Origin of the sequence: Pseudomonas putida S13.1.2 (assembly GCF_000498395.2) — a bacterium.
GTDB classification, from domain to species: Bacteria; Pseudomonadota; Gammaproteobacteria; order Pseudomonadales; family Pseudomonadaceae; genus Aquipseudomonas; species Aquipseudomonas putida_Q.
Genome location: NZ_CP010979.1, coordinates 6,042,452 through 6,064,544, shown reverse-complemented (window position 1 = coordinate 6,064,544; position 22,093 = coordinate 6,042,452). Strand labels below are relative to the sequence as shown.

17 protein-coding genes are annotated in these 22,093 nt (G+C 57.2%); 12 read left to right on the top strand and 5 right to left on the bottom strand.

Annotation, left to right across the window (positions count from 1 at the left end):
• The first annotated feature begins 93 nt into the window (after positions 1-93).
• Complete coding sequence (gene rhlB, locus N805_RS26785) at positions 94-1,557, top strand: ATP-dependent RNA helicase RhlB (RefSeq protein WP_019470611.1); 1,464 nt, start codon at positions 94-96, stop codon at positions 1,555-1,557.
• A gap of 137 nt (positions 1,558-1,694) precedes the next feature.
• Here the strand turns inward: rhlB and moaE are convergent, their stop codons facing one another.
• From moaE to moaC, 3 genes are read right to left on the bottom strand one after another with little or no spacing between them, the layout of a single operon-like run.
• The gene (moaE, locus tag N805_RS26780; protein WP_019470610.1) at positions 1,695-2,141 is read right to left on the bottom strand and encodes a molybdopterin synthase catalytic subunit MoaE; all 447 of its coding nucleotides are present in this window, start codon (positions 2,139-2,141) and stop codon (positions 1,695-1,697) included.
• Between the two features lie 2 nt (positions 2,142-2,143).
• On the bottom strand, positions 2,144-2,389 hold the full coding sequence (locus N805_RS26775; protein WP_019470609.1) for a MoaD/ThiS family protein: 246 nt from the start codon (positions 2,387-2,389) through the stop codon (positions 2,144-2,146).
• A complete protein-coding gene (gene moaC / locus N805_RS26770; protein ID WP_019470608.1) occupies positions 2,389-2,859 on the bottom strand; it encodes a cyclic pyranopterin monophosphate synthase MoaC in 471 nt (156 codons plus the stop codon). Before moaC ends, N805_RS26775 begins: the two co-directional genes overlap by 1 nt.
• 457 nt (positions 2,860-3,316) lie before the next feature.
• Between moaC and N805_RS26765 the strand changes: the two genes are divergently transcribed.
• The 4 genes from N805_RS26765 to N805_RS30320 are packed head-to-tail and all read left to right on the top strand — an operon-like array spanning position 3,317 to position 8,883.
• On the top strand, positions 3,317-4,402 hold the full coding sequence (locus tag N805_RS26765; RefSeq protein WP_019470606.1) for a SagB/ThcOx family dehydrogenase: 1,086 nt from the start codon (positions 3,317-3,319) through the stop codon (positions 4,400-4,402).
• Positions 4,403-4,416: 14 nt separating this feature from the next.
• Positions 4,417-6,144 carry a methyltransferase domain-containing protein gene (locus N805_RS30325; protein ID WP_080956841.1) on the top strand — a complete coding sequence of 576 codons (1,728 nt, stop codon included), beginning with the start codon at positions 4,417-4,419 and terminating at the stop codon, positions 6,142-6,144.
• Positions 6,125-7,672 (top strand): carbamoyltransferase C-terminal domain-containing protein, encoded by a 1,548-nt coding sequence (locus N805_RS26755; protein ID WP_033691997.1) that lies wholly within the window; start codon positions 6,125-6,127, stop codon positions 7,670-7,672. The genes N805_RS30325 and N805_RS26755 overlap by 20 nt, the downstream gene beginning before the upstream one ends.
• Positions 7,673-7,677: 5 nt before the next feature.
• Positions 7,678-8,883 (top strand): MFS transporter, encoded by a 1,206-nt coding sequence (locus N805_RS30320; RefSeq protein WP_080956840.1) that lies wholly within the window; start codon positions 7,678-7,680, stop codon positions 8,881-8,883.
• 45 nt (positions 8,884-8,928) lie between these two features.
• Here the strand turns inward: N805_RS30320 and N805_RS26750 are convergent, their stop codons facing one another.
• Positions 8,929-10,323, bottom strand: coding sequence for a PhoH family protein (locus N805_RS26750; RefSeq protein WP_019470603.1), 1,395 nt, complete (start codon positions 10,321-10,323; stop codon positions 8,929-8,931).
• Between the two features lie 272 nt (positions 10,324-10,595).
• On the bottom strand, positions 10,596-11,732 hold the full coding sequence (locus N805_RS26745) for a polysaccharide deacetylase family protein (protein ID WP_019470602.1): 1,137 nt from the start codon (positions 11,730-11,732) through the stop codon (positions 10,596-10,598).
• A 137-nt stretch (positions 11,733-11,869) separates the two neighbouring features.
• On the opposite strand from N805_RS26745, the gene yaaA reads away from it, so the two are divergent.
• The 7 genes from yaaA (at position 11,870) to algG (ending at position 22,082) form a co-directional block, all read left to right on the top strand.
• Positions 11,870-12,649, top strand: coding sequence for a peroxide stress protein YaaA (gene yaaA, locus N805_RS26740; protein WP_019470601.1), 780 nt, complete (start codon positions 11,870-11,872; stop codon positions 12,647-12,649).
• A gap of 863 nt (positions 12,650-13,512) precedes the next feature.
• The gene (locus tag N805_RS26735) at positions 13,513-14,829 is read left to right on the top strand and encodes a nucleotide sugar dehydrogenase (RefSeq protein WP_019470600.1); all 1,317 of its coding nucleotides are present in this window, start codon (positions 13,513-13,515) and stop codon (positions 14,827-14,829) included.
• A 70-nt stretch (positions 14,830-14,899) separates the two neighbouring features.
• On the top strand, positions 14,900-16,381 hold the full coding sequence (locus tag N805_RS26730; RefSeq protein ID WP_033691995.1) for a glycosyltransferase family 2 protein: 1,482 nt from the start codon (positions 14,900-14,902) through the stop codon (positions 16,379-16,381).
• 37 nt (positions 16,382-16,418) lie between these two features.
• Complete coding sequence (locus N805_RS26725) at positions 16,419-17,585, top strand: alginate biosynthesis protein Alg44 (protein ID WP_019470598.1); 1,167 nt, start codon at positions 16,419-16,421, stop codon at positions 17,583-17,585.
• Positions 17,586-17,597: 12 nt separating this feature from the next.
• Positions 17,598-19,025, top strand: a complete 1,428-nt coding sequence (gene algK / locus N805_RS26720; RefSeq protein ID WP_026034366.1) for an alginate biosynthesis TPR repeat lipoprotein AlgK — start codon at positions 17,598-17,600, stop codon at positions 19,023-19,025.
• A complete protein-coding gene (locus tag N805_RS26715) occupies positions 19,022-20,500 on the top strand; it encodes an alginate export family protein (RefSeq protein WP_019470597.1) in 1,479 nt (492 codons plus the stop codon). The genes algK and N805_RS26715 overlap by 4 nt, the downstream gene beginning before the upstream one ends.
• Before the next feature lie 22 nt (positions 20,501-20,522).
• The gene (gene algG / locus N805_RS26710) at positions 20,523-22,082 is read left to right on the top strand and encodes a mannuronan 5-epimerase AlgG (RefSeq protein WP_019470596.1); all 1,560 of its coding nucleotides are present in this window, start codon (positions 20,523-20,525) and stop codon (positions 22,080-22,082) included.
• The last annotated feature ends 11 nt before the right edge of the window (positions 22,083-22,093 follow it).

The following is a 22,093-nucleotide window of genomic DNA, read 5'->3' as shown; positions in this document are numbered from 1 at the left end:
CTCTTGTAGTTGTGGGAGTATTCCACTACGCCGCGCCCGGATCTTGCATTACACTGCCCGGCGTACATTCCTTAATCAGTTGATGAGACGATCGTGCTCAAAGCACTCAAGAAAATATTCGGCAAGGGAGACGCCGCGCCACAAGCCGTCGCTCCTGTTGCCAGCGTGACGCCGCCTGCGCCCGCACCCGCCAGCGAGGCCCGGTCCGCAACAAAACCGGCCGTAGCGCCTGCCAACCCCGCCCCAAAGGCTGAACAACCCGCTGCTGCTACGCCACCTGCCGACAAAGCGGCCAAGGACAAACCGCGTCGCGAGCGCAAGCCCAAACCGCAGGCCAGCCTGTGGAAGCCGGAAGACTTCGTGGTCGAGCCACAGGAAGGCAAGACCCGCTTCCACGACTTCAAGCTGTCCAACGAGCTGATGCACGCCATCCACGACCTGGGCTTCCCGTACTGCACGCCGATCCAGGCGCAGGTGCTGGGGTATACCCTGCGCGGCCAGGACGCCATCGGCCGGGCCCAGACCGGTACCGGCAAGACTGCAGCGTTTTTGATCTCGATCATTTCCCAGCTGCAGCAGACGCCACCGCCCAAGGAACGCTACATGGGCGAGCCGCGTGCGCTGATCATCGCGCCTACCCGCGAGCTGGTGGTGCAGATTGCCAAGGACGCCGCTGCGCTGACCAAGTACACCGGCCTGAACGTCATGAGCTTTGTCGGCGGCATGGACTTCGACAAGCAGCTGAAAGCGCTTGAAGCACGCCACTGCGACATCCTGGTGGCCACTCCTGGCCGCCTGCTGGACTTCAACCAGCGCGGCGAAGTGCACCTGGACATGGTCGAGGTGATGGTGCTGGACGAAGCAGACCGCATGCTCGACATGGGTTTCATCCCTCAGGTGCGCCAGATCATTCGCCAGACACCACCGAAAAGCGAGCGCCAGACCCTGCTGTTCTCCGCCACCTTCACCGACGACGTGATGAACCTGGCGAAGCAGTGGACCACCAACCCGGCCATCGTCGAAATCGAGCCGGAAAACGTGGCCAGCGAAACGGTCGAGCAGCACGTGTACGCGGTGGCTGGCAGCGACAAGTACAAGCTGCTGTACAACCTGGTAACCCAGAACAACTGGGAACGGGTGATGGTGTTTGCCAACCGCAAGGACGAAGTGCGGCGCATCGAGGAAAAACTGGTGCGCGACGGCATCAATGCCGCCCAGCTGTCGGGCGACGTGCCGCAGCACAAGCGCATCCGCACCCTGGAAAACTTCCGCGAAGGGCGCATCACCGTGCTGGTGGCCACCGACGTGGCCGGGCGTGGCATCCATATCGATGGCATCAGCCACGTGATCAACTTCACCCTGCCGGAAGACCCGGACGACTACGTGCACCGCATTGGCCGTACCGGCCGCGCAGGGGCCAGCGGCGTGTCGATCAGTTTTGCCGGGGAGGATGACTCGTATCAGCTGCCGGCGATCGAAGAGCTGCTGGGGCGCAAGATCAAGTGCGAAATGCCGCCCGATGAGCTGCTAAAGCCGGTGCCGCGCAAACACCACTGATGCTGGGGCTGCTTTGCAGCCCAATCGCCGGCAAGCCGGCTCCCACAGGTACTGCACAGGCTTCAGCAGCTGCGGATTACCTGTGGGAGCGGGTTCACCCGCGAACCGGGGCGATGCCCCGGCCATAAAACCCTTGTCTACCAGCGCCCCGCCGCATCCTGGTCACTCTGCTTGCCTTCAACCCACCGCGGCCCTTCCTGGGTATTCTCCTTCTTCCAGAACGGCGCCCGGGTCTTCAGGTAGTCCATGATGAAGTTGCAGGCATCGAACGCCGCCTGCCGATGGGCACTGGCCACACCGACAAACACGATCGGCTCGCCCGGCTCCAGCGCCCCGATGCGGTGCAACACCTCCACCTTGAGCAACGGCCAGCGCTGCTCGGCCTCGACCACGATCTTGGCCAGCGCCTTTTCGGTCATGCCCGGGTAGTGTTCAAGGAACATCCCCGCCACTTCGCGGCCGTCGTTGAAATCCCGCACATAACCAACAAAACTGACTACCGCGCCCACGCCAACATTGGCCGCATGCATGGCATTCACCTCGGCGCCCGGGTCGAACGCGCCTTGTTGCACTCGCACTGCCATGTTCAGCCTCCGGTCACCGGCGGGAAGAACGCCACTTCATCACCCTCTTCCAGTGGCTCATCAAGCTTGCACAGCTCTTCGTTGCGCGCGCACATCAGGTTCTGCTCAGCCAGCACCGCATAGTGCCCACCCTTGGCCACCAGGGCCTGGCGCACATCGTCCAGCACCTTGAACGCGCCTTCTACACGCTCGCCATCCACACCAAGCAGTTCGCGGTAGCGGGCGAAGTACATCACCTTGACCTTCATCATGCCTGCACCTTGTAGTGGCCACTCTTGCCGCCGAGCTTTTCCAGCAGGCGCACCTGTTCGATGACCATGCCCTTGTCCACAGCCTTGCACATGTCATAGATCGTCAGCGCGGCAACGCTGGCAGCCGTCAGCGCCTCCATCTCCACACCGGTCTGCCCGGCCAGCTTGCAACGGGCGACAATATGCACGGCGTCCTCGCCCTCGGCGCTGAGCTCGACCTTGACGCTGGTCAGCATCAGCGGGTGGCACAGCGGGATCAGGTCGCTGGTCTTCTTCGCCGCCTGGATCCCGGCAATGCGTGCCACGGCGAACACGTCGCCCTTGGGATGTTCGCCGTCGACGATCATCTGCAAGGTCTGCGGCAACATACGCACCCGCGCCTCGGCGGTGGCCTCACGCTCGGTCACGGCCTTTTCAGTGACGTCGACCATGTTGGCCCGCCCCTGGGAATCAAGATGTGTCAGCACTGCTCTGCTCCTGTGAAGGGAACCCAAAGTTTAAACCTGTGGGTCAGTTTTTTGCAGGAAAAATTGCTCCCCTGAGAACCTGGCGCACCCCAAAAAAAATCAGTCATTTTTATGTGCATTAATGCGCGGAAAACATCCAAACTCCTGAAAATCAATGTTTTTAATACCACGGAAAATTCCTACCCTCCACTCAGAACTTTCCTACCTTCATATGCGGTTGACTTTCACAACATGGAAATTATTCTTACTTGCGAAGTCACGCCGACTTCAACAACAAAAATATGAGGAACTAACCATGAAAAAGGTCACATTGCAGAGTCACCTTAGCGCGCTGTCCAACAACGCCTATCACATCGTTGTAGCGCGATTTGATCATGTGAAAGCACTGGTGGATTAATCCGCAATCCTGGGCAGTGCGCGCCTGCCCAGGACTATAAAAAATAAAAACGAGAACAAAATGAAAACATACCAGCTCAACGAAGACATCGTCTTCACTGCCAAAAAAGGCATGTTCGCCCTATGGAATTTGAAGAATGGCGAGCAATACCAGATTTACGACCAAAAGTATTTGGATAGAATTTACGAACTAACAACTTTATCAGAATACCGGTCCGCCACTGACAACATCGACGAAGAACTTATCGACGCTGGCATACTAGAGCTGACAACGTTTGACAAGGCGAGTGAAAGTCCACGCCAACAATGGGGATGGGACGATATCGCAAAAATCTTCCATTTGGGTACAAAACACAATTTCCCGTGCGACTTGTCTAATGACTCAGAGAATCCAGAGGCTGCTTACGTCGACTTTTGCGAGAGTATTGCCGCCAGCATACCTCCGATTCACATAGAGCGGACTGGAGCTGTAACAAGCTTACCTAGACCATGCTTAATAGAGCTAGAGTCTTCATTACTGAGCACACTAAAAAACAGAAAAACGAGCCGTCATTTCAAATGCTTAGACACCGATGTGAAAATTGTTTCGGACTTATTGTTCACCACCTTTGGCAAGTTTCATGGGAACACGCATGAAGAGGCATTAGCCGCGCGCGGAATAAAAACCATTGGCTATAGACGCTCATCACCAAGCGCTGGGTGCCTACAAGCTACAGAAGCTTATCTCATTGCACTAAACGTCCAAGGGCTTAAAAAAGGTGTTTATCATTATAGACCACAAGATCATGCATTATCACTCATCAAAAATGACATTGTCGATCTGAGTAAAACATTATGTCATCAGACATTTGCCACAGATGCATCCTTCCTTATCGTCATGACGTCTAGGTTTGACAAGCTCTGGTGGAAATATCCTCACTCAAGAGCATACCGGTCAGCTCTAATGGAGGTTGGGCATCTTTCTCAGACTTTTAATTTATCCGCAACAGCCTACAAGTTGAATACTTGGATCAGCGGGTACTTCATCGACGACATGCTCAACAAGTTATTGGAAGTAGACGGCATCAACGAACACTCCCTCTTCGTAATAGCTAGCGGCCCTGGTTATTCAGACCCTATATCTCCTAATATGCAGAAACTAATTTAGGAGCTAGTTATCATATGGACGATACACAACTGCGTCACGAAGCCTCCGAAATCGAACGAAGAGTAGGCGATGAGCTTTTCAGCCACCAACAACTTCCTCGTGCAGCAGCCGCATACGAAAGAAGTCTTATCCTTGACAAAAACAATATAAAGACACTCAACAACTTCGGCGCACTTTACGAAAAACTCGGAGACACAGAAAGATCTATCGAACTATACAGAAAGGCCTGCTCGCAATTAAACAACAAAACAAAAAATGCTCACATTTACTACAGAAACTTGGCACGTGCCTGCCACTCAATCAAAAAAATCAACTTGGGTCTCTGGGCGTACGAAAAAGCTATAGACTCAGAAGACATCACCAGTTATGAGATCGCAGTGAATTATCTCGACCTGCTGTCCAGCGCCACTGTATCCAGCAGCAACAAGCAAACATTAATAACACTAGAAAAAATTTCCAACGTTGAAAAAATTGACTTTGAATTACTGTCACATATTTACTATAAGAACCTGTTACCAAGATCAACTATAGACCCGTCACAAGCCAAGTGGCCATCGAAACTCGCAGCACACTTGTTCAACTATAAATTTTCTTTTCAAATTCTAACGACTCAGATCATTACTAACCCTATACTTGAGGATCTACTTGAACGCTCAAAAGAATACTTATCCGATCTCGATCAAAAGAGCCAATCCTTATTATCCGAAGTCATTGACGCTCAACACCACTTATCCCAACACGCTTTCAACACTGACAGGCATAAATTATGCCAGATCACTTCAAATACTTCAAAATTACATATCCGAAAACCGAGGGGGCAGAACCAGTCTCTCAATAGGCTTGTTCACGATACTACAGGAGATCCTCTTCGATCATTTTACGAGTCAAACCCTTATCCAAAATGGACATATTTACCCCATCATACACCCAGCACAATTTACGATTACTTCTCTACCACCGGATTAATTAACACGAATAAGCTTTCGCTAAAAGCCAAAATACTTATTGCAGGTTGCGGGACAGGCCGCCATGCAATTCAGATGGCTCTCAACTATCCAGACGCTCAAATATTTGGAATAGACATAAGTTTATCAAGCCTGCAATTCGCCAACGCAATGAAACAGAAGCACAACATTGAAAATGTCAGCTTCATCCACTGCAGCATCTTCGACATATCAAATCTTAAAACAAAGTTCCACATAATTGAATGCATTGGAGTTTTACACCACCTCAAACAACCTTCCAGATGTATCAAGGCTTTATTGATGGCGCTGCGCAGAGACGGGACTATAAAGCTCGGCCTCTATAGCAAAACAGCTAGAACATCTATTGAAACCCTAAAGGAGAAATGCAGCAAACACAAAATAACGTATTCCCCAGAAAACCTCATAGCAATAAGGAAGCTTGCCGCAACTCAATATCCTGACAAAATGAAGAGCATCATCTGGTCGAGAGATTTTTTCTCTCACCAAGGGTGCATGGATCTCTTATTCAACCCCTATGAAGATAACTATACCCCAAAAAGAATTTACGACCTTCTCCGGACATACAATCTAGATTTTTGCGGCTTCGAAACTTATCAACTCCACGCACCCTGCTTTACAAAATTTAATAGTGGAGAAGACCTGAGAGACTTACTCCACAAGTGGCACATATTTGAGTCGGTGAACCCCTCATTTTTTTCAGACATGTACCTGTTCTGGATCAAGCCAAGGAATACTCATGAGAATCGTAAGCTATAACATCGGTCACGACGGTCACATTTGCCTAGTCGAAAACAACAAGCTGGTGTTCAGTTACGAAGCAGAAAAGGACAACAACCCCAGGTATTCAGCTAACTCCCCCAGCGACCTTTTAAACCTTCTCACATCGATCAACAATGAATATGATGCAATAGCCATAAGTGGCTGGGCAAAAGGGCATGACCCCCGAAATGATCCGATCGATGGGGGATATCTTGGCTTGGGTTACAGTACTAAACTCAACAAAAACATGACATGGGTCTACTGCAGCCACGAACTTTCGCACATCATATGTTCATATGCATTATCAAAGCATGCAGACATCTCCGACTGCTATGTTCTTCTACTGGAAGGATTTATTGGTAGCCTCTACTACATCAACAAAGGCCTACAAGTAAAATGCCTTGAAAATATCATTCAAAGCCCTGGCCTCAGATACTCCTTTGCATTTGGGATAGCTGACCCACATTTCAACCTGCCCAAAGGTTATTGCCGCTTGGGCGACGCGGGAAAAATGATGGCGCTCGCTGGCCTTGGCTACAACTCCCGAACGAGCAGAGACGAACGAGACATGCTCGACTACCTAATTGCCAGCTCTTCTCCGATAGATACTTTTTCAAAATCTGATTTTGTAGACTCCAAATACTATAATATCGGGCCGCACAGTCAACCATTCTGCGATCTTGCAAAGAAAATATCTAATGCACTATTCGAACATATAAGATCCAAAACACTTCCACACATAAAAAAGAAAATCCCATTATTAATTTCCGGCGGATGCGGTTTAAACTGCGACTGGAATAGAAAGTGGGAAGAGAGCGGCTTGTTTTCGGATGTATTCGTCCCCCCATGCACCAATGACACTGGTGTGGCTATCGGGGCAGCTGCGCTGGCGCAGAAACTAATGACTGGACGGTGTGGCTTGGAATGGAGTGTTTATTCAGGTCAACCCTTCATACTCGAGCAAAACTCCACTACAAGGTCATCCTATAGTCCTTCCCCACTCCAGCCTCACACAATCTGCAAAAAAATTCTTGAAGGGGAAATAATCTGTTGGATACAGGGGCGTTGTGAAATCGGCCCAAGAGCATTAGGTAATCGTTCGATCTTGGCATCCCCGTTCTCTAAAACAACCACGCAAAAATTGAACAAACTAAAACAGAGAGAAAACTACCGACCTATAGCCCCAATATGCCTGGAGACAGATGCTCCCTTACACTTTGAGAACTGCAAATCCAGCAAATATATGCTGTCGTTCTACAAAGTGATAAACCCAAGACTTCAAGCCATCACTCATGCCGACGGCACCGCTCGCGTTCAGACTATCACCTCTGAGGACAACCCCGCGCTTTACAACCTATTAAAAGCCTTCAAAAAACTCAGCGGCACTGGAGTTTTATGCAATACATCACTCAATTTCAGTGGTGCGGGGTTCATTAACAATAGATCTGACTTGGAAAAATTCTGTACTCATAACAGCATCTCTACATTTGTAATTGATGACATCATGTATACGAAAGTGGAGTGACGGGAATGCAAACCTTGGCAACCAGACAGTATTGCTATCTGTACGGAATACGGTTATGCAGCTCTGCAACAGTTTGGCTTGACTTTATACTAATATTTTCGACGCTGACTTTCATATTTGACGCAGAAGCCCATACCCTAGCGCTTGCAGCAGCACTTTATGGTGTGCCTTCGCTAATATTCGGCCCCTATATTGGATCATTACCTGATCGCTACTCACCACGTGCAATTATAGCAGTTAGCTTTTGCGTTAGAGCCATTACTGCAACCTGTCTTCTACTTGCTTCTAACCTTGAACTTTTTTTGCTCTTTATAAGCCTTAAAGGACTCTCAAACCTTGGATCAACTCCAGCTGAAATCGTATTAACAGCTCGACTCTTACCCCCCACAAGCATAATAAAAAACACATCATTAGTCAGCATCACCGATCAGACCATTAAAATAATAGCACCCCTTGCTGCTGGATTATCTATCACTTGGAGCAATAGCACTTACGGTTTTCTAATTTCTGCAGGCATCAGCCTCAATGGACTGATCTTTGTATGGCTATTGAGCTCACAAAAAATACATGCCGAAAAGTTTGGCGAAACCAAACATAAACCTAACCTGAACGAGGTATTAAAGTTCTTTGCATCTAACACAACTGCTCAAGCATTTCTTTTATGTATGCTAGTTCAATCAGCAGCGCTGGGAATTTATGACTCTTTGCTAAGTCTTTTCATGAAAGAACTGAGCTTAAGCTCTGCTTCGTTCGGCCAGGTAGTCAGCGCAACGGCAATTGGTGGAATTATAGCCGGGCTTGCTTTCCCGCAGATTTATAGACGGCACTTTCTACTATGCGCTACTGTCGCCTCCTCTATATTTGGCGTTTGCTTATGCGTTGTAGCCACGGTAGGTTTAATTCCTGAAATAATTACACCTTATTCATTTCCGATCCTTTTCCTAATTGCAGGATTTGCATATGGACTCACCTCTCAAGGCTTTACATCGACTCTTCAACTTACATGTCCCAGCAGAATACTGGGCACAGCATTTTCTACTGCGAGAAGCTGTGCAATCTCCCTGTTTATTGTCCTGCCAGCTGCAGGCGCATGGTTGGCAGGAATCACCAGTACAGCCAGCGTCATCATGACAGCTGGATTGTTGACGCTCATCAGCGCTGGCATTTTGCACATCTATTACCTGACACGTGAAGCATCGGATGTCTCGTAACGGTTGCAAGCCTGTAAAAACAGGCTTGCAACTTTGGTTACCAATTTACAGATGCGACTCCGCGTACTCGGCCAGCACCGAGCGTGGCACGCCCTGCAGGGTAATGTGCACGCCATGGGGGAAGTCCTTGAAGCGCTCGGTCAGGTAGGTCAGGCCCGAGCTCGTCGCGGACAGGTAGGGGGTGTCGATCTGCGCCAGGTTGCCCAGGCAGACCACCTTGGACCCGGAGCCGGCACGGGTGATGATGGTTTTCATCTGGTGCGGCGTCAGGTTCTGGCACTCGTCGATCAGGATCAGGCTCTGCTGGAAGCTACGGCCTCGGATGTAGTTCAGCGACTTGAACTGCAACGGCACGCGCTCGAGGATGTACTCGACGCTGCCATGGGTGCTTTCGTCATCCATGTGCAAGGCTTCGAGGTTGTCGGTGATGGCGCCCAGCCAAGGCTCCATTTTCTCGGCCTCGGTGCCCGGCAGGAAGCCGATTTCCTGGTCCAGCCCCTGCACGCTGCGGGTGGCGATGATGCGCCGGTAGCGCTTGCTGACCATGGTCTGCTCGATGGCCGCGGCCAGGGCCAGGATGGTCTTGCCGGACCCGGCCGCGCCGGTCAGGTTGACCAGGTGGATATCCGGGTCGAGCAACGCGAACAGCGCCAGGCTCTGGTGGATGTCGCGAGGTTTCAGCCCCCAGGCTTCCTGGTGCAGCAGTGGCTCCTGGTGCAGGTCGAGCAACAACAGCTCATCGTTGCGGATGCCCTTGATCCAGCCGACAAAGCCCTGCTCATCGATGATGAACTCGTTGATGTGCACCGCAGGCAGGTTGTCGATCATCTGCACCCGATGCCAGGTGCGGCCGCGCTCCTGACGGGTATCGACCTTGCTGACGCGGTCCCAGAACGAGCCGGTGACCGAATGGTAGCCCTTGGACAGCAAGGACACGTCATCCACCAGCTGGTCAGTGCTGTAGTCCTCGGCCGCTATGCCACAGGCGCGCGCCTTCAGGCGCATGTTGATGTCTTTGGTGACCAGCACCACGTCCAGGTCGCTGCGCCGCGCCCGTACTTCGAGCAGCTGGTTGATGATGATGTTGTCGTTGAGGTTTTCCGGCAGCAGCTTGTTAGGCTCGTTGCGCGGGGTCATCAGGATGGACAGGAAGCCCTTGGGCCCGCTCTTGTTGCGCTGGATCGGCACGCCCTGCTCAACATCGCTGGGCGAAGCGTCGCCCAGGGTCTGGTCGATCAGGCGGATGGCCTGGCGGCATTCGGCGGCGATGGTCTGTTTGCCGGTCTTGAGCTTGTCGAGTTCCTCCAGCACCGTCATCGGGATGGCGACATGGTGCTCCTCGAAGTTCAGTAACGCATTGGGGTCGTGAATCAGGACGTTGGTATCGAGCACATACAGGATTGGCTTGCTGGAGGAAGGGTTGCGTCCTTGGTCATCCATACTCGGGTCACCTTATGTCGAAGCCACACGGCGCGGTCTGTTGCGCCGCAGAGTGACTACCGTTCTCCCCGAATCCGCGTTGTTACGGCCGGGAAGCGAACCTGGCTAGGTGGGCCTGGATGACGCCACCTGTGCTGCAGGAATCGGCTGTCTGGTTTCTTCATACCGCAAAAACGATGAACGAAAAAAGTATTTTTATGTGTTTTGAAGTTTATTTTTCTGATTGATGAACAAGCCTTGGCGGCGAAGCCAGACGGGGCTACGCTCAGAAGTCATACCCCCTCTTCGCGATAAGCATATTCCCGGCAATCCGCCCAGCCAATGCCGCTCTGGGCAGTGTTGCGCAGCAACCATTCCACCGCTGGCTGGGCCTTGGGCAGGCTGTCATGGAGCTGGATCACGCCCTTGCGCCACAGCAGCATCAGGGTCAGCACCCGCTGTGCCGATGCCTCTGCGCTCAATGCGCCATCGTCTAGTGCATCGATATCCCACAACGACACCCGCAGCTGCTGGCTGGCCATGAACGCCTCGCCATCGGCCCGACGCTGCCCGTAGGGTGGCCGGAACAACGGCACATACGCTGCCGGCAAGTCGGCCTGCACCCGTGCCTGGCTGCGCCGCAACGAGTCCTGCCACTCCGTCCACTGGGCATGGGAACGGTATTCCCAACCCTGAATGCCCACACACTGGCCGCGGTAGAGCTGGCGCAAGGCATTTGCCGCCCCGGCGTCACGGCGCTGCTGCAAGCGGTTCCCCAACACGAAGAATGTGCCTTCAAGCTTCTGCCGGCGCAGGTAGTCGGCAAGCAGATCGGTGTTGCCACCCTCTGGCCCCGGGCCGCCGACGAAGGTCAGCAGGAACATACGGTCGTTCAGTTCATCGCCATTGCGCTCCCGGGCAGACAGCCGCTCCACCTCGCTGCTGGTCTGCGGCAGCAACGCCGCCTTGCGCAGTTGCTCGTCCAGGTAACGCACATGGAACTGGTGGCTTGGCTCGATCCAGTTTGTATAGAACGTGCCGACATCGGCAGCGAAAGTTGCCGCTTGCGTGCGCAAATCCGCCATTGATGTTATTGGGTAGCAGAATGAGGCATCCTGCTCGCAGCTGCGCTGCGCCTGCTCATACCCCTGCCACAGCCTCTGCCACATGCGCGCGCGCACCAGTCGCACCTTCTGCAGGTTGACCTGCCGCAACCCCAGCCGCGCGGCCAACGCCGCGTCGTCCAGCAATTCGCTTTCATGCAGCACCTGAGCAAACGAGAGAATCTCGGCCCGCGAGGCCACATCGAACAACGCCGGGCTGTTCAGTTGCTCGGGCCACAGGCTGCGGTCCAGGCTTACCTGGGGTAATGGGGCGGCTTGCACGGCCAGGCTCAGCAGAGCAGCCAGCAAGGCAAAGGCAATGCGCACGGTGGAAGGCTCCGCAACGGCAAAACGCGAACTATAGCGCCTGCACCCGCCATGGTCTGTGACTATCGTCGGCATAGTTTGGACTTGCACCGCCCAGCCCGTAGAATCCTCGGCCAATGATGCCAGGAGCCGACCCGATGCTGACGGTGATTTCCCCCGCCAAGACCCTCGACTACGACACCCCGCCTGTGACCGAGCGTTTCACCCTGCCCCAGTACCTGGACGACTCCCAGGCACTGATCCAGCAGCTGCGCGAACTGTCGCCGGCGCAGATCAGCGAGCTGATGCACCTGTCCGACAAGCTCGCCGGCCTTAACGCCGCCCGCTTCGGCAGCTGGACCCCGGACTTCACCCCGGCCAATGCCAAGCAGGCCCTGCTGGCGTTCAAGGGTGATGTGTACACCGGCCTCGACGCCGAGAGCCTGGGTGAGGAAGACTTCAGCTACGCGCAAGACCACCTGCGCATGCTCTCGGGCCTGTACGGCCTGCTGCGTCCGCTGGACCTGATGCAACCCTATCGCCTCGAAATGGGCACCAAACTGGCCAACGCCCGCGGCAAGGACCTGTATGCCTTCTGGGGCACACGCATCAGCGAATGGCTGAACCAGGCCCTGGCCGAACAGGGGGATGACGTGCTGCTGAACCTGGCCAGCAACGAGTACTTCAGTGCAGTGAAACGCAGCGCGCTGAAGGCCCGGGTGATCAATGTCGACTTCAAGGACCTGAAGAACGGCCAGTACAAGATCATCAGCTTCTACGCCAAGAAAGCCCGCGGCATGATGAGCCGCTTCGTCATCCAGCAACGCATCAGCGACCCGGAACAGCTCAAGCAGTTCGACGTGCAGGGGTACTACTACAGTGCCGAGCAGTCAAAGCCGGACCATCTGGTGTTTTTGCGGGATCATCCCTCGGAGTGATCCTGTGGCGCCCTCTTCGCGGCTAAAGCCGCTCCCACATGACACGCGCTGAGCTCCCGGCCAGCGCTCCATCAGTGGAAGCGGCTTTAGGCGCGAAGTGCCTGCTGCCCTGAAACACCCCTCCGCCCTGCAATGGGGCTCGCTGCAAATCGCCACCATGTCACGATTTCGGCGCCAAAAAACCACCACCCATACCTTTATCGCCAAACGCCATAAGACCGTTCATACCTTTTTTGACGAATTCTGAAAAAAATTTTCAGATGCTGGCATAAAAATATCTCGTAACAGTTACACCCTTGATACACGGGGGTGAAACACCCGCGTGCTATCAAATTGAAACTGTCCACAACTGAATAAATATTTAGAAATCTTTCATCCGGGCGAAACTCACTCAGGAACTTCTCCTACGGCCAATCGCTCATAGTGCCGTAACGAATTTCCTGCCTACGGGCTGTGAGAGATGACTTACAGATGACAGCGGCAGGTATCCACTGCCCGCCCTGATAAATTCGACAGGTATAACGGGAACCCCCGAAAACCGTGTCCACGCAGGAGAGAAGCGTCCCTTACACATCGTCCTAGTGGTTGATTTCAAAGGATTTATCCACTTGAAAAAACAAGCACAGCAACGCGCCAAGTAGCGCATTGCAATAAAGACGGCTGCATTTCAGGGCACGTTTTTTAATGAATGGCTTTTTACTGCCAACTTTGAGTGCATAACTTTTTGCGCTCCGGATTTATTTTGCCTGCGCGCGGCGAAGTGTGCATTCGCCATGGATCCGTGCGCCCGAAAACTGTTGTTAATCAACCCAGCCCGGCTCTCTGCGGAGGCGTCGGCGTGATAAACACATGAGGTGATAGTGATGCGTATCAGCATCTTTGGTTTGGGTTATGTAGGTGCAGTCTGTGCAGGCTGCCTGACGGCGCGTGGCCATGAAGTGATCGGTGTGGACGTGTCCAGCACCAAGATCGACCTGATCAACCAGGGCAAGTCGCCCATCGTCGAACCTGGCCTGGAAGCACTGCTGCAACAGGGCATCGCCAATGGCCGCCTGCGCGGCACTACCGACTTCGCCGAAGCCATCCGCGCCAGTGACGTGTCGATGATCTGCGTGGGTACCCCCAGCAAGAAAAACGGCGACCTGGGCCTGGAATACATCGAGTCGGTGTGCCGTGAAATCGGCTACGTACTGCGCGACACCACCCGCCGCCACACCATCGTGGTGCGCAGCACCGTACTGCCGGGTACCGTCAAGAACGTGGTCATCCCGATCCTCGAAGACTGCTCGGGCAAAAAAGCCGGCGTCGACTTCGGTGTCGCGGTCAACCCGGAATTCCTGCGTGAAAGCACCGCGATCAAGGACTACGACCAGCCACCGATGACCGTCATCGGCGAACTGGACACCGCCAGCGGCGACATCCTGCAAGCCCTGTACGAAGAACTCGACGCCCCGGTCATTCGCAAGCCGATCGAAGTGGCCGAGATGATCAAGTACACCTGCAACGTGTGGCACGCCACCAAGGTCACCTTCGCCAACGAAATCGGCAACATCGCCAAGGCGGTAGGCGTCGATGGCCGTGAGGTGATGGACGTGGTCTGCCAGGACACGGTGCTGAACCTGTCCCAGTACTACATGCGCCCCGGCTTCGCCTTCGGCGGTTCTTGCCTGCCCAAGGACGTGCGCGCCCTCACCTACCGTGCCGCCAGCCTCGACGTGCGCGCACCGCTGCTGGACTCGCTGATGCGCAGCAACGAATCGCAGGTGCAGAACGCCTTCGAGCTGATCGAAGCCCACGACAAACGCAAGGTCGCCCTGCTTGGCCTGAGCTTCAAGGCCGGTACTGACGACCTGCGCGAAAGCCCGCTGGTGGAACTGGCCGAGCGCCTGATCGGCAAGGGCTACCAACTGGACATCTACGACGAGAACGTTCAGTACGCCCGTGTACACGGCGCCAACAAGGACTACATCGAGTCGAAAATCCCGCACGTGTCGTCGCTGCTCAATGCCGACTTCCAGCAGGTGATCGACAACGCCGACATCATCGTCCTCGGCAACCGTGACGAGCAGTTCCGCGCGCTGGCCCAGCAAGCGCCGGCCGGCAAGCAGGTGATCGACCTGGTTGGCTTCATGAGCAACCCGTCCTGCACCACCAGCCGTACCGAAGGCATCTGCTGGTAAGCCCTCGGCCGGGCGACGCAGGCGAGCCTGCGCCGCCCACCCTTTCCCGAATTCTCGACGGATGCTGAACATGCAAAGGCTCCAGACCGTGCTGTTGCAGTGCGCCGGGTGGCTGCTCTACATGAGCCTGCTCATGCTGATCGCCCTGGCCCTGCCAGCCGATATCTTCGACTCGCAATCGAAGCACTTCATCTTCCTGGTCGGCGCAGTCGGCATCTGGCGCTATTCCATGGGCGCCACCCATTTCATCCGCGGCATGATCTTCCTCTACGGCGTGTACCCGTACCTGCGCCGCAAGGTGCAGAAAATGGGCGATGCCACCGACCCGTCGCATGTCTACCTGATGGTGACCAGCTTCCGTATCGAGGCGCTGACCACTGCCCAGGTGTACAGCTCGGTGATCCGCGAAGCGATCAACTGCGGCTTCCCCACCACCGTGGTCTGCTCGCTGGTGGAGATGTCCGATGAACTGCTGGTGAAGAGCCTGTGGGCCAAGTACAACCCGCCGGCCCATGTGAAGCTGGACATCGTGCGCATTGCCGGTACCGGCAAACGCGATGGCCTGGCCTATGGTTTCCGCGCCATCTCGCGCATGCTGCCGGACGAAAACGCCGTGGTGGCCGTGATCGACGGCGACACCGTGCTGGCCGATGGCGTGGTACGCAAGACCGTGCCGTGGTTCAAGCTGTTCCCCAACGTCGGCGGCCTGACCACCAACGAGTTCTGCGAAGTACGTGGCGGCTACATCATGAGCGAGTGGCACAAGCTGCGCTTCGCCCAGCGCCACATCAACATGTGCTCGATGGCCCTGTCCAAGCGCGTGCTGACCATGACCGGGCGCATGTCGATGTTCCGCGCAAGCGTGGTGACCAACCCCGAGTTCATCGCCGACGTCGAAAGCGACTCGCTGATGCACTGGCGCCTGGGCCGCTTCAAGTTCCTTACCGGTGACGACAAGTCCAGCTGGTTCAGCCTGATGCGCCTGGGCTACGACACCTTCTACGTGCCGGACGCCGCCATCAACACGGTCGAGCACCCGCCCGAAAAGAGCTTCTTCAAGGCCAGCCGCAAGCTGATGTACCGCTGGTACGGCAACAACCTGCGGCAGAACTCCCGTGCGCTGGGCCTGGGCCTGGGCCGTCTGGGGCTGTTCACCAGCATCGTGCTGTTCGACCAGCGCGTGTCGATGTGGACCAGCCTGCTGGGGTTGACTGTGGCGGTGATCGCCAGCCTCAAGTTCGGCATGGCCTTCCTGCTGGTGTACCTGCTGTGGATCGGCATCACCCGCCTGATCCTCACCATCATGCTGCTGTGCTCCGGCCACAACGTGGGCCCGGCCTACCCGCTGATTCTCTATTACAACCAGATCATCGGCGCGCTGATGAAGATCTACGTGTTCTTCCGCCTCGACAAGCAGTCGTGGACGCGTCAGCCCACTGCCCTCAAGCGTGACCTCGCCAGCTTTCAACAATGGTTCAACACCTGGTCCTCGCGGACCATGACCTTCTCGGCTGCCAGCATCTTCGTTGCTGTGCTGTTCATGGTCGTGTGAGCCCAACCCGGATCGGATCTAACAGGAACAAACCACCATGAATACCGCCGTGAACGTCAATGTCGTGCATGAGTCCGAAGCCCAGCGCCAACATGCCCGGGTGCGCATTCCCGCCAAGCTGCGTTTCCTGGACGCCCAGCGCCAAACCCACGAAGTGAAGGTCGACGACCTTTCCGCAGGTGGCCTGAGCTTTCACACCAAGCAGCAACTGTCGGTGGGTGACGTACTGCGCGGTCGGCTGCAGTTCGTGGTCGACAACCTGGGCCTGTCGATCGACATCGAGTTCCAGGTGCGCTCGTACAACCCGAGCAACGGCCGTACCGGTGCGCAGTTCCAGAACCTTGAACCACGCGACATCGCCACGCTGCGGCACATCATCACCAGCCACCTGTCGGGTGAGCTGATCAGCATCGGTGATGTGCTCAGCACCCTGCAGCGCGACAACTTCACCAAGGCACGCAAGCAGAAGGACGGTGGTTCGGGCCTGAGCGCCTTCGGCCGACTCAAGGCGGTCACCGTTACCCTCGGCGTATTCGTGGTCGGCGTCGCTGCTTTCGGCTTCGTCGCCAAGTCGCTGTACGGCATGTACTTCGTCAGCCATGCCGAAGCCGGTGTCGTCGCGGTACCGACCACCACTGTCACCATGCCGCGCGACGGCACCGTGAGCAGCCTCATCGAAAGCGGTGGGCAGATCGCCAAGGGCGCACCACTGGCCAGCTTCACCACCAGCATGCTGGACATGCTCAAGGGCAACCTGGACGACGCGCAGCTGGAACCGGCGAAGATCGAGGAACTGTTCGGCAAGCAGCTGTCTGGCACCCTCACCAGCCCCTGCGATTGCGTGGTCGCCCGCCAGCTGGTGGACGATGGCCAGTACGCAGCCAAGGGCCAGGCGATCTTCCAGCTGATCCCGCGCACCACCACGCCAATGGTCGAGGCGCGCTTCAGCTACCGCCAGTTCGACGAGGTCAAGCCAGGTACCCGGGTCAACTTCCAGGTCGCCGGCGAAGACGAAGTGCGCACCGGCCAGATCGTCAGCAGCACCAGCCTCAACAGCGAAGACCTGTCCTCCGACATCCGCGTGCAGATCAAGCCCGACAGCGGCATGCCCGCCGAACTCGCCGGCCGCCCGGCAGCGGTCAACAGCGACCGTGGCCCGTCAATGAACTGGCTGATCGACAAAGCCGTGGCCCGTGGCCTGTAAGAGGATCACCGCATGATTCCCTACAACAAGCGCGCAAGCCTGGGCCTGTGTGCCCTGGCTGCTGCCATCACCCTGGCCGGCTGTGCAGGCCTGCCCGACCAGCGCCTGGCCAACGAAGCCATGAAGCGCGGCGACACGGCATTGGCCGAGCGCAACTACAAGGCCCTGGCCGACCTGGGCTACAGCGAAGCGCAAGTGGGCCTGGCGGACATCAAGGTAGCCACCCGCGACCCGTCGCAAATCAAGGAAGCCGAGGCCACCTACCGCGCCGCGGCCGCTACCTCGCCCCGTGCCCAGGCGCGCCTTGGCCGCCTGCTGGTGGCCAAGCCCGACAGCACCCAGGCCGAACGCGAGGAAGCCGAAACCCTGCTCAAGCAGGCCGCGAAACAGGGCGAAAGCAATACCCTGATCCCGCTGGCCATGCTTTACCTCAGCTACCCGCAGAGCTTCCCCAAGGTCAACGCGCAGCAGCAGATCGACCAGTGGCGCGCCGCCGGCAACCCGGAAGCGGGCCTGGCCCAGGTGCTGCTGTACCGCACCCAGGGCACCTACGACCAGCACCTGGGCGACGTGGAGAAAATCTGCAAGGCCGCACTGAACACCACCGACATCTGCTACGTCGAACTGGCCACCGTGTACCAGAAGCGTGCGCAGGCCGACCAGCAAGCCGCCCTGCTCACCCAGCTGAAATCTGCCTACGCCCGTGGCGCAGTGCCGGCCACCCGGGTCGACAGCGTTGCCCGGGTACTGGCCGATCGCAGCCTCGGCCAGACCGATGAAAAAACCGCCAAGGACCTGCTTGAGCAGGTGGCCCCAAGCAACCCGGCATCCTGGGTCAGCCTGGCGCAACTGGTGTACGACTTCCCCGAGCTGGGCGGCACCGACCAGTTGCTGGCCTACATCGACAAGGGCCGCGAAGCCGAACAGCCACGCGCCGAACTGTTGCTGGGCCGCCTGTACTACGAAGGCAAAACCCTGCCAGCCGACGCCAAAAAAGCCGAGCAACACCTGCAAGCCGCCGCCGACGCCGGTGAAATCAGCGCCCATTACTACCTGGGCCAGCTGTACCGCCGCGGCTACCTGGGCAATGTCGAGCCGCAGAAGGCCGTAGACAACCTGCTGGCCGCCGCCCGTGGCGGGCAGAACAGCGCCGACTATGCGCTGGCCCAGCTGTTCAGCGAAGGCCACGGCATCCGCCCGCAACCGGGCAATGCCTGGGTGTTCGCGCAGTTGTCCCAGGCCAACCCGACGCCGCAATCGACAGAAATGCTCCAGCAGCTCGACCAGCAACTGACCCCTGACCAGCGCAGCCAGGCCCAGCAACTGCTGGACCAGGAGAAGCGTGCACGCGGCAGCATGGCGCAGGGCGCAAATAGCACCCTGGCCCTCGAAGCCCTGCAGGACGACGAAGAAGAAGTAGACGGTGAGGACTCGCTATGACGCTCAATCCCTTCGTGAAAGCCGGCATCGGCCTGAGCTTCGCCCTGCTGTGGTCCTGCCCGACCCTGGCGGAAATGACCGCCGATAAAAACTTCGGCCTGGACGTGAAAATCACCGGCCAGTCGGAAGACGACCGTGACCTGGGCACCCGCCCTGGCGGCGACGTCAATGGCCTGGGCCTGGACCTGCGCCCATGGGTGTACGGCGAGCGCGGCAACTGGAGCGCCTATGCCATGGGCCAGGCGGTCGCAGCCACCGACACGATCGAAACCGACACCTTGCGCCAGAACGACGACGGCAGCACCACCGACACCGGCGAAGACAGCCGCCAGCCAGACAAAAGCTACCTGGCCATGCGTGAGTTCTGGGTTGGCTACAGCGGCCTCACCGCCTACCCGGGCGAGCAACTGCGCTTCGGTCGCCAGCGCCTGCGCAGCGACGATGGCATGTGGCGCGACACCAACATCGAAGCGCTGAACTGGACCTTCGACACCACCCTGCTCAAGGCCGACCTGGGCGTTGCCCAGCGCTTCAGCGAGTACCGCACCGACCTCACCGAGCTGGCCCCGGAAGACAAGGACCGCACGCACATCTACGGCAACGTCGCCACGCAGTGGACCCCTGGCCACTGGGTGGGCGTACGGGCCCACCACACCCATGACAGCGGCAGCCTGAAGAACCCGGGCGAAACCGTCGATGCGCTGGACAAGACCCGCACCGGCGACCTGACCTGGCTGGGCCTTGAAGCCAACAGCGACGCCTACAACTGGCGCAACGACCACACCGTCAACTACTGGGGCAGCGTCACCTGGCTGACCGGTGACCGCGACAAGCTCAGCAGCCAGGCCGTAGGCGACGACCAGGTTGCCACCGGCAAACAGAGCGGCGACGTCAATGCCTGGGCCACTGACCTCGGCATCCGCCTGCGCCTGGACCCGCAATGGCAGGTCGGTGCGGCTTACGCCCGTGGCAGCGGCGGTGGTGGCGACGACGGCTCGAACAACTTCGAGCAGACCGGCCTTGAGAGCAACCGCTCCAACTTCACCGGCACCCGTTCGCGCGTGCACCGCTTTGGCGAAGCCTTCCGCGGCGAGCTGGGCAACCTGCAGGCCGCCACGCTCTTCGCCTCCTGGCAACTGCGCGACGACTACGACGCCAGCCTGATCTACCACAAGTTCTGGCGCGTCGACGGTAACCAGAACATCGGCTCCAGCGGCATCAACGCAGCCGTCAACGACAACGGCATCAGCCGCCAGCTGGTCGACGGCGAAAAAGACCTTGGCCAGGAAATGGACGTGGTCGTGACCAAGTACTTCAAGCAGGGCCTGCTGCCGGCTTCGATGAGCCAGGCCATCGACGAACCGTCCGCCCTGGTGCGCTTGCGTGCCGGTGTGTTCAAGCCGGGCGATGCCTACGGCAAGGAAGCGGACTCGTACATGCACCGCGCCTTCGTCGATGTGATCTGGCGCTTCTGAGGCCGGTAGGGGACTGACCGTTATGAACCTTCACCCGCACTTACGACACAGCCTCTTGGCCAGCGCCTTGCTGCTGGCCAGCGGCCTGGTCGCTGCCGCAGAGCCCCAGGTGATCGCCAAGGAGCTGCAGCAGGCCAAGACCTACACCGTGGCCAGCGCACCGATCGAGCCGCTGCAGATGGACCCGCCAAAGCTGCCCGACCTGACTGGCTTCACCGCCGAAGCGGTGCAGAAGAAGATCGACCGCCGCCACAAAGGCAAGGTCAGCCTGCGCCGCATGTTCCAGGAAGACACCCTCAAGGAGTTCGTCGGCGGCGACAACAAGGCAGCCGAGTGGGTGCAGCGCCAGCACGGCATCCCGCAGGCAATCTTCGTCGATGACGGCCATATCGACCTGGTCGAGCTGAGCAAGAAGGTACCCAGGCAATACCTCAGCGAGGTCGAGCCAGGGGTTTACCTGGCACGCCTGCCAATCGTGGTCGGGCAAAAGGGCATCCTCGAGATCGACGGCAAGGTCAAACAGCTGCGCCTGTCCCAGGAAGGCGGTTCGTTCCTGGTCAATGACGGCAAGCTGTTCGTCACCGATACCCAGGTGACCGGCTGGCGCGAAAAGGACAACGGCCCGGCCACCTTCCGCTCGCCCAAGGAATTCCGCCCGTTCCTGCTGTCGTGGGGCGGTACCGAGACTTACATCGTCAATACCAAGATGGCCAGCTTCGGCTATGCCAAGTCCAAGTCGTATGGCGTGAGCATTTCGCAGTACACGCCCAACATGGCCAAGCGCATGGGCCGCCCGGAACCCACCGGCTGGATCATCGGCTCGGAGTTCAGCGACATGTGGTACGGCTTCTACTGCTACGAGACCCAGGACTTCGTGGTCAAGGACAGTACCTACCGCGACAACATCGTCTACGGCATCGACCCGCACGACCGTTCGCACCGCCTCATCATCGCCGGCAACACGGTATACGGCACCAAGAAGAAGCACGGCATCATCGTTTCGCGTGAGGTGAACGACAGCTGGATCATCAACAACAAGAGCTACGACAACAAGCTCTCGGGCGTGGTGATCGACCGTAACAGCGTCAACAACCTGGTGGCCTACAACGAGATCTACCGCAACCACACCGACGGCATCACCCTGTACGAAAGCGGCGACAACCTGATCTGGGGCAACAAGCTGATCAACAACCGCCGCCACGGCATCCGCGTGCGTAACAGCGTGAACATTCGCCTGTACGAAAACGTCGCCATGGCCAACGGCCTGGTCGGCGTATACGGCCACATCAAGGACCTGTCCGACACCGACCGCGACATCGCCCTCGACCCGTTCGACACCAAGGTGTCGCTGATCGTAGTGGGTGGCGAGCTGGCGGCCAACGGCTCCGGCCCGCTGTCGATCGACTCGCCGCTGTCGGTCGAGCTGTACAAGGTGTCCATGCTCGCCCCACGCAAGGCCAGCGGCATCAGCCTCAATGGTGTGCTGGGCGAGCGCCAGGACGAAATCCTCGACCTGCTGGTGCGCCAGCAAAAAGCTGTGCTGATCGACCCGGTCGAACGCCAGACCGAAATGATCGATTAAGGAAGCCCAGA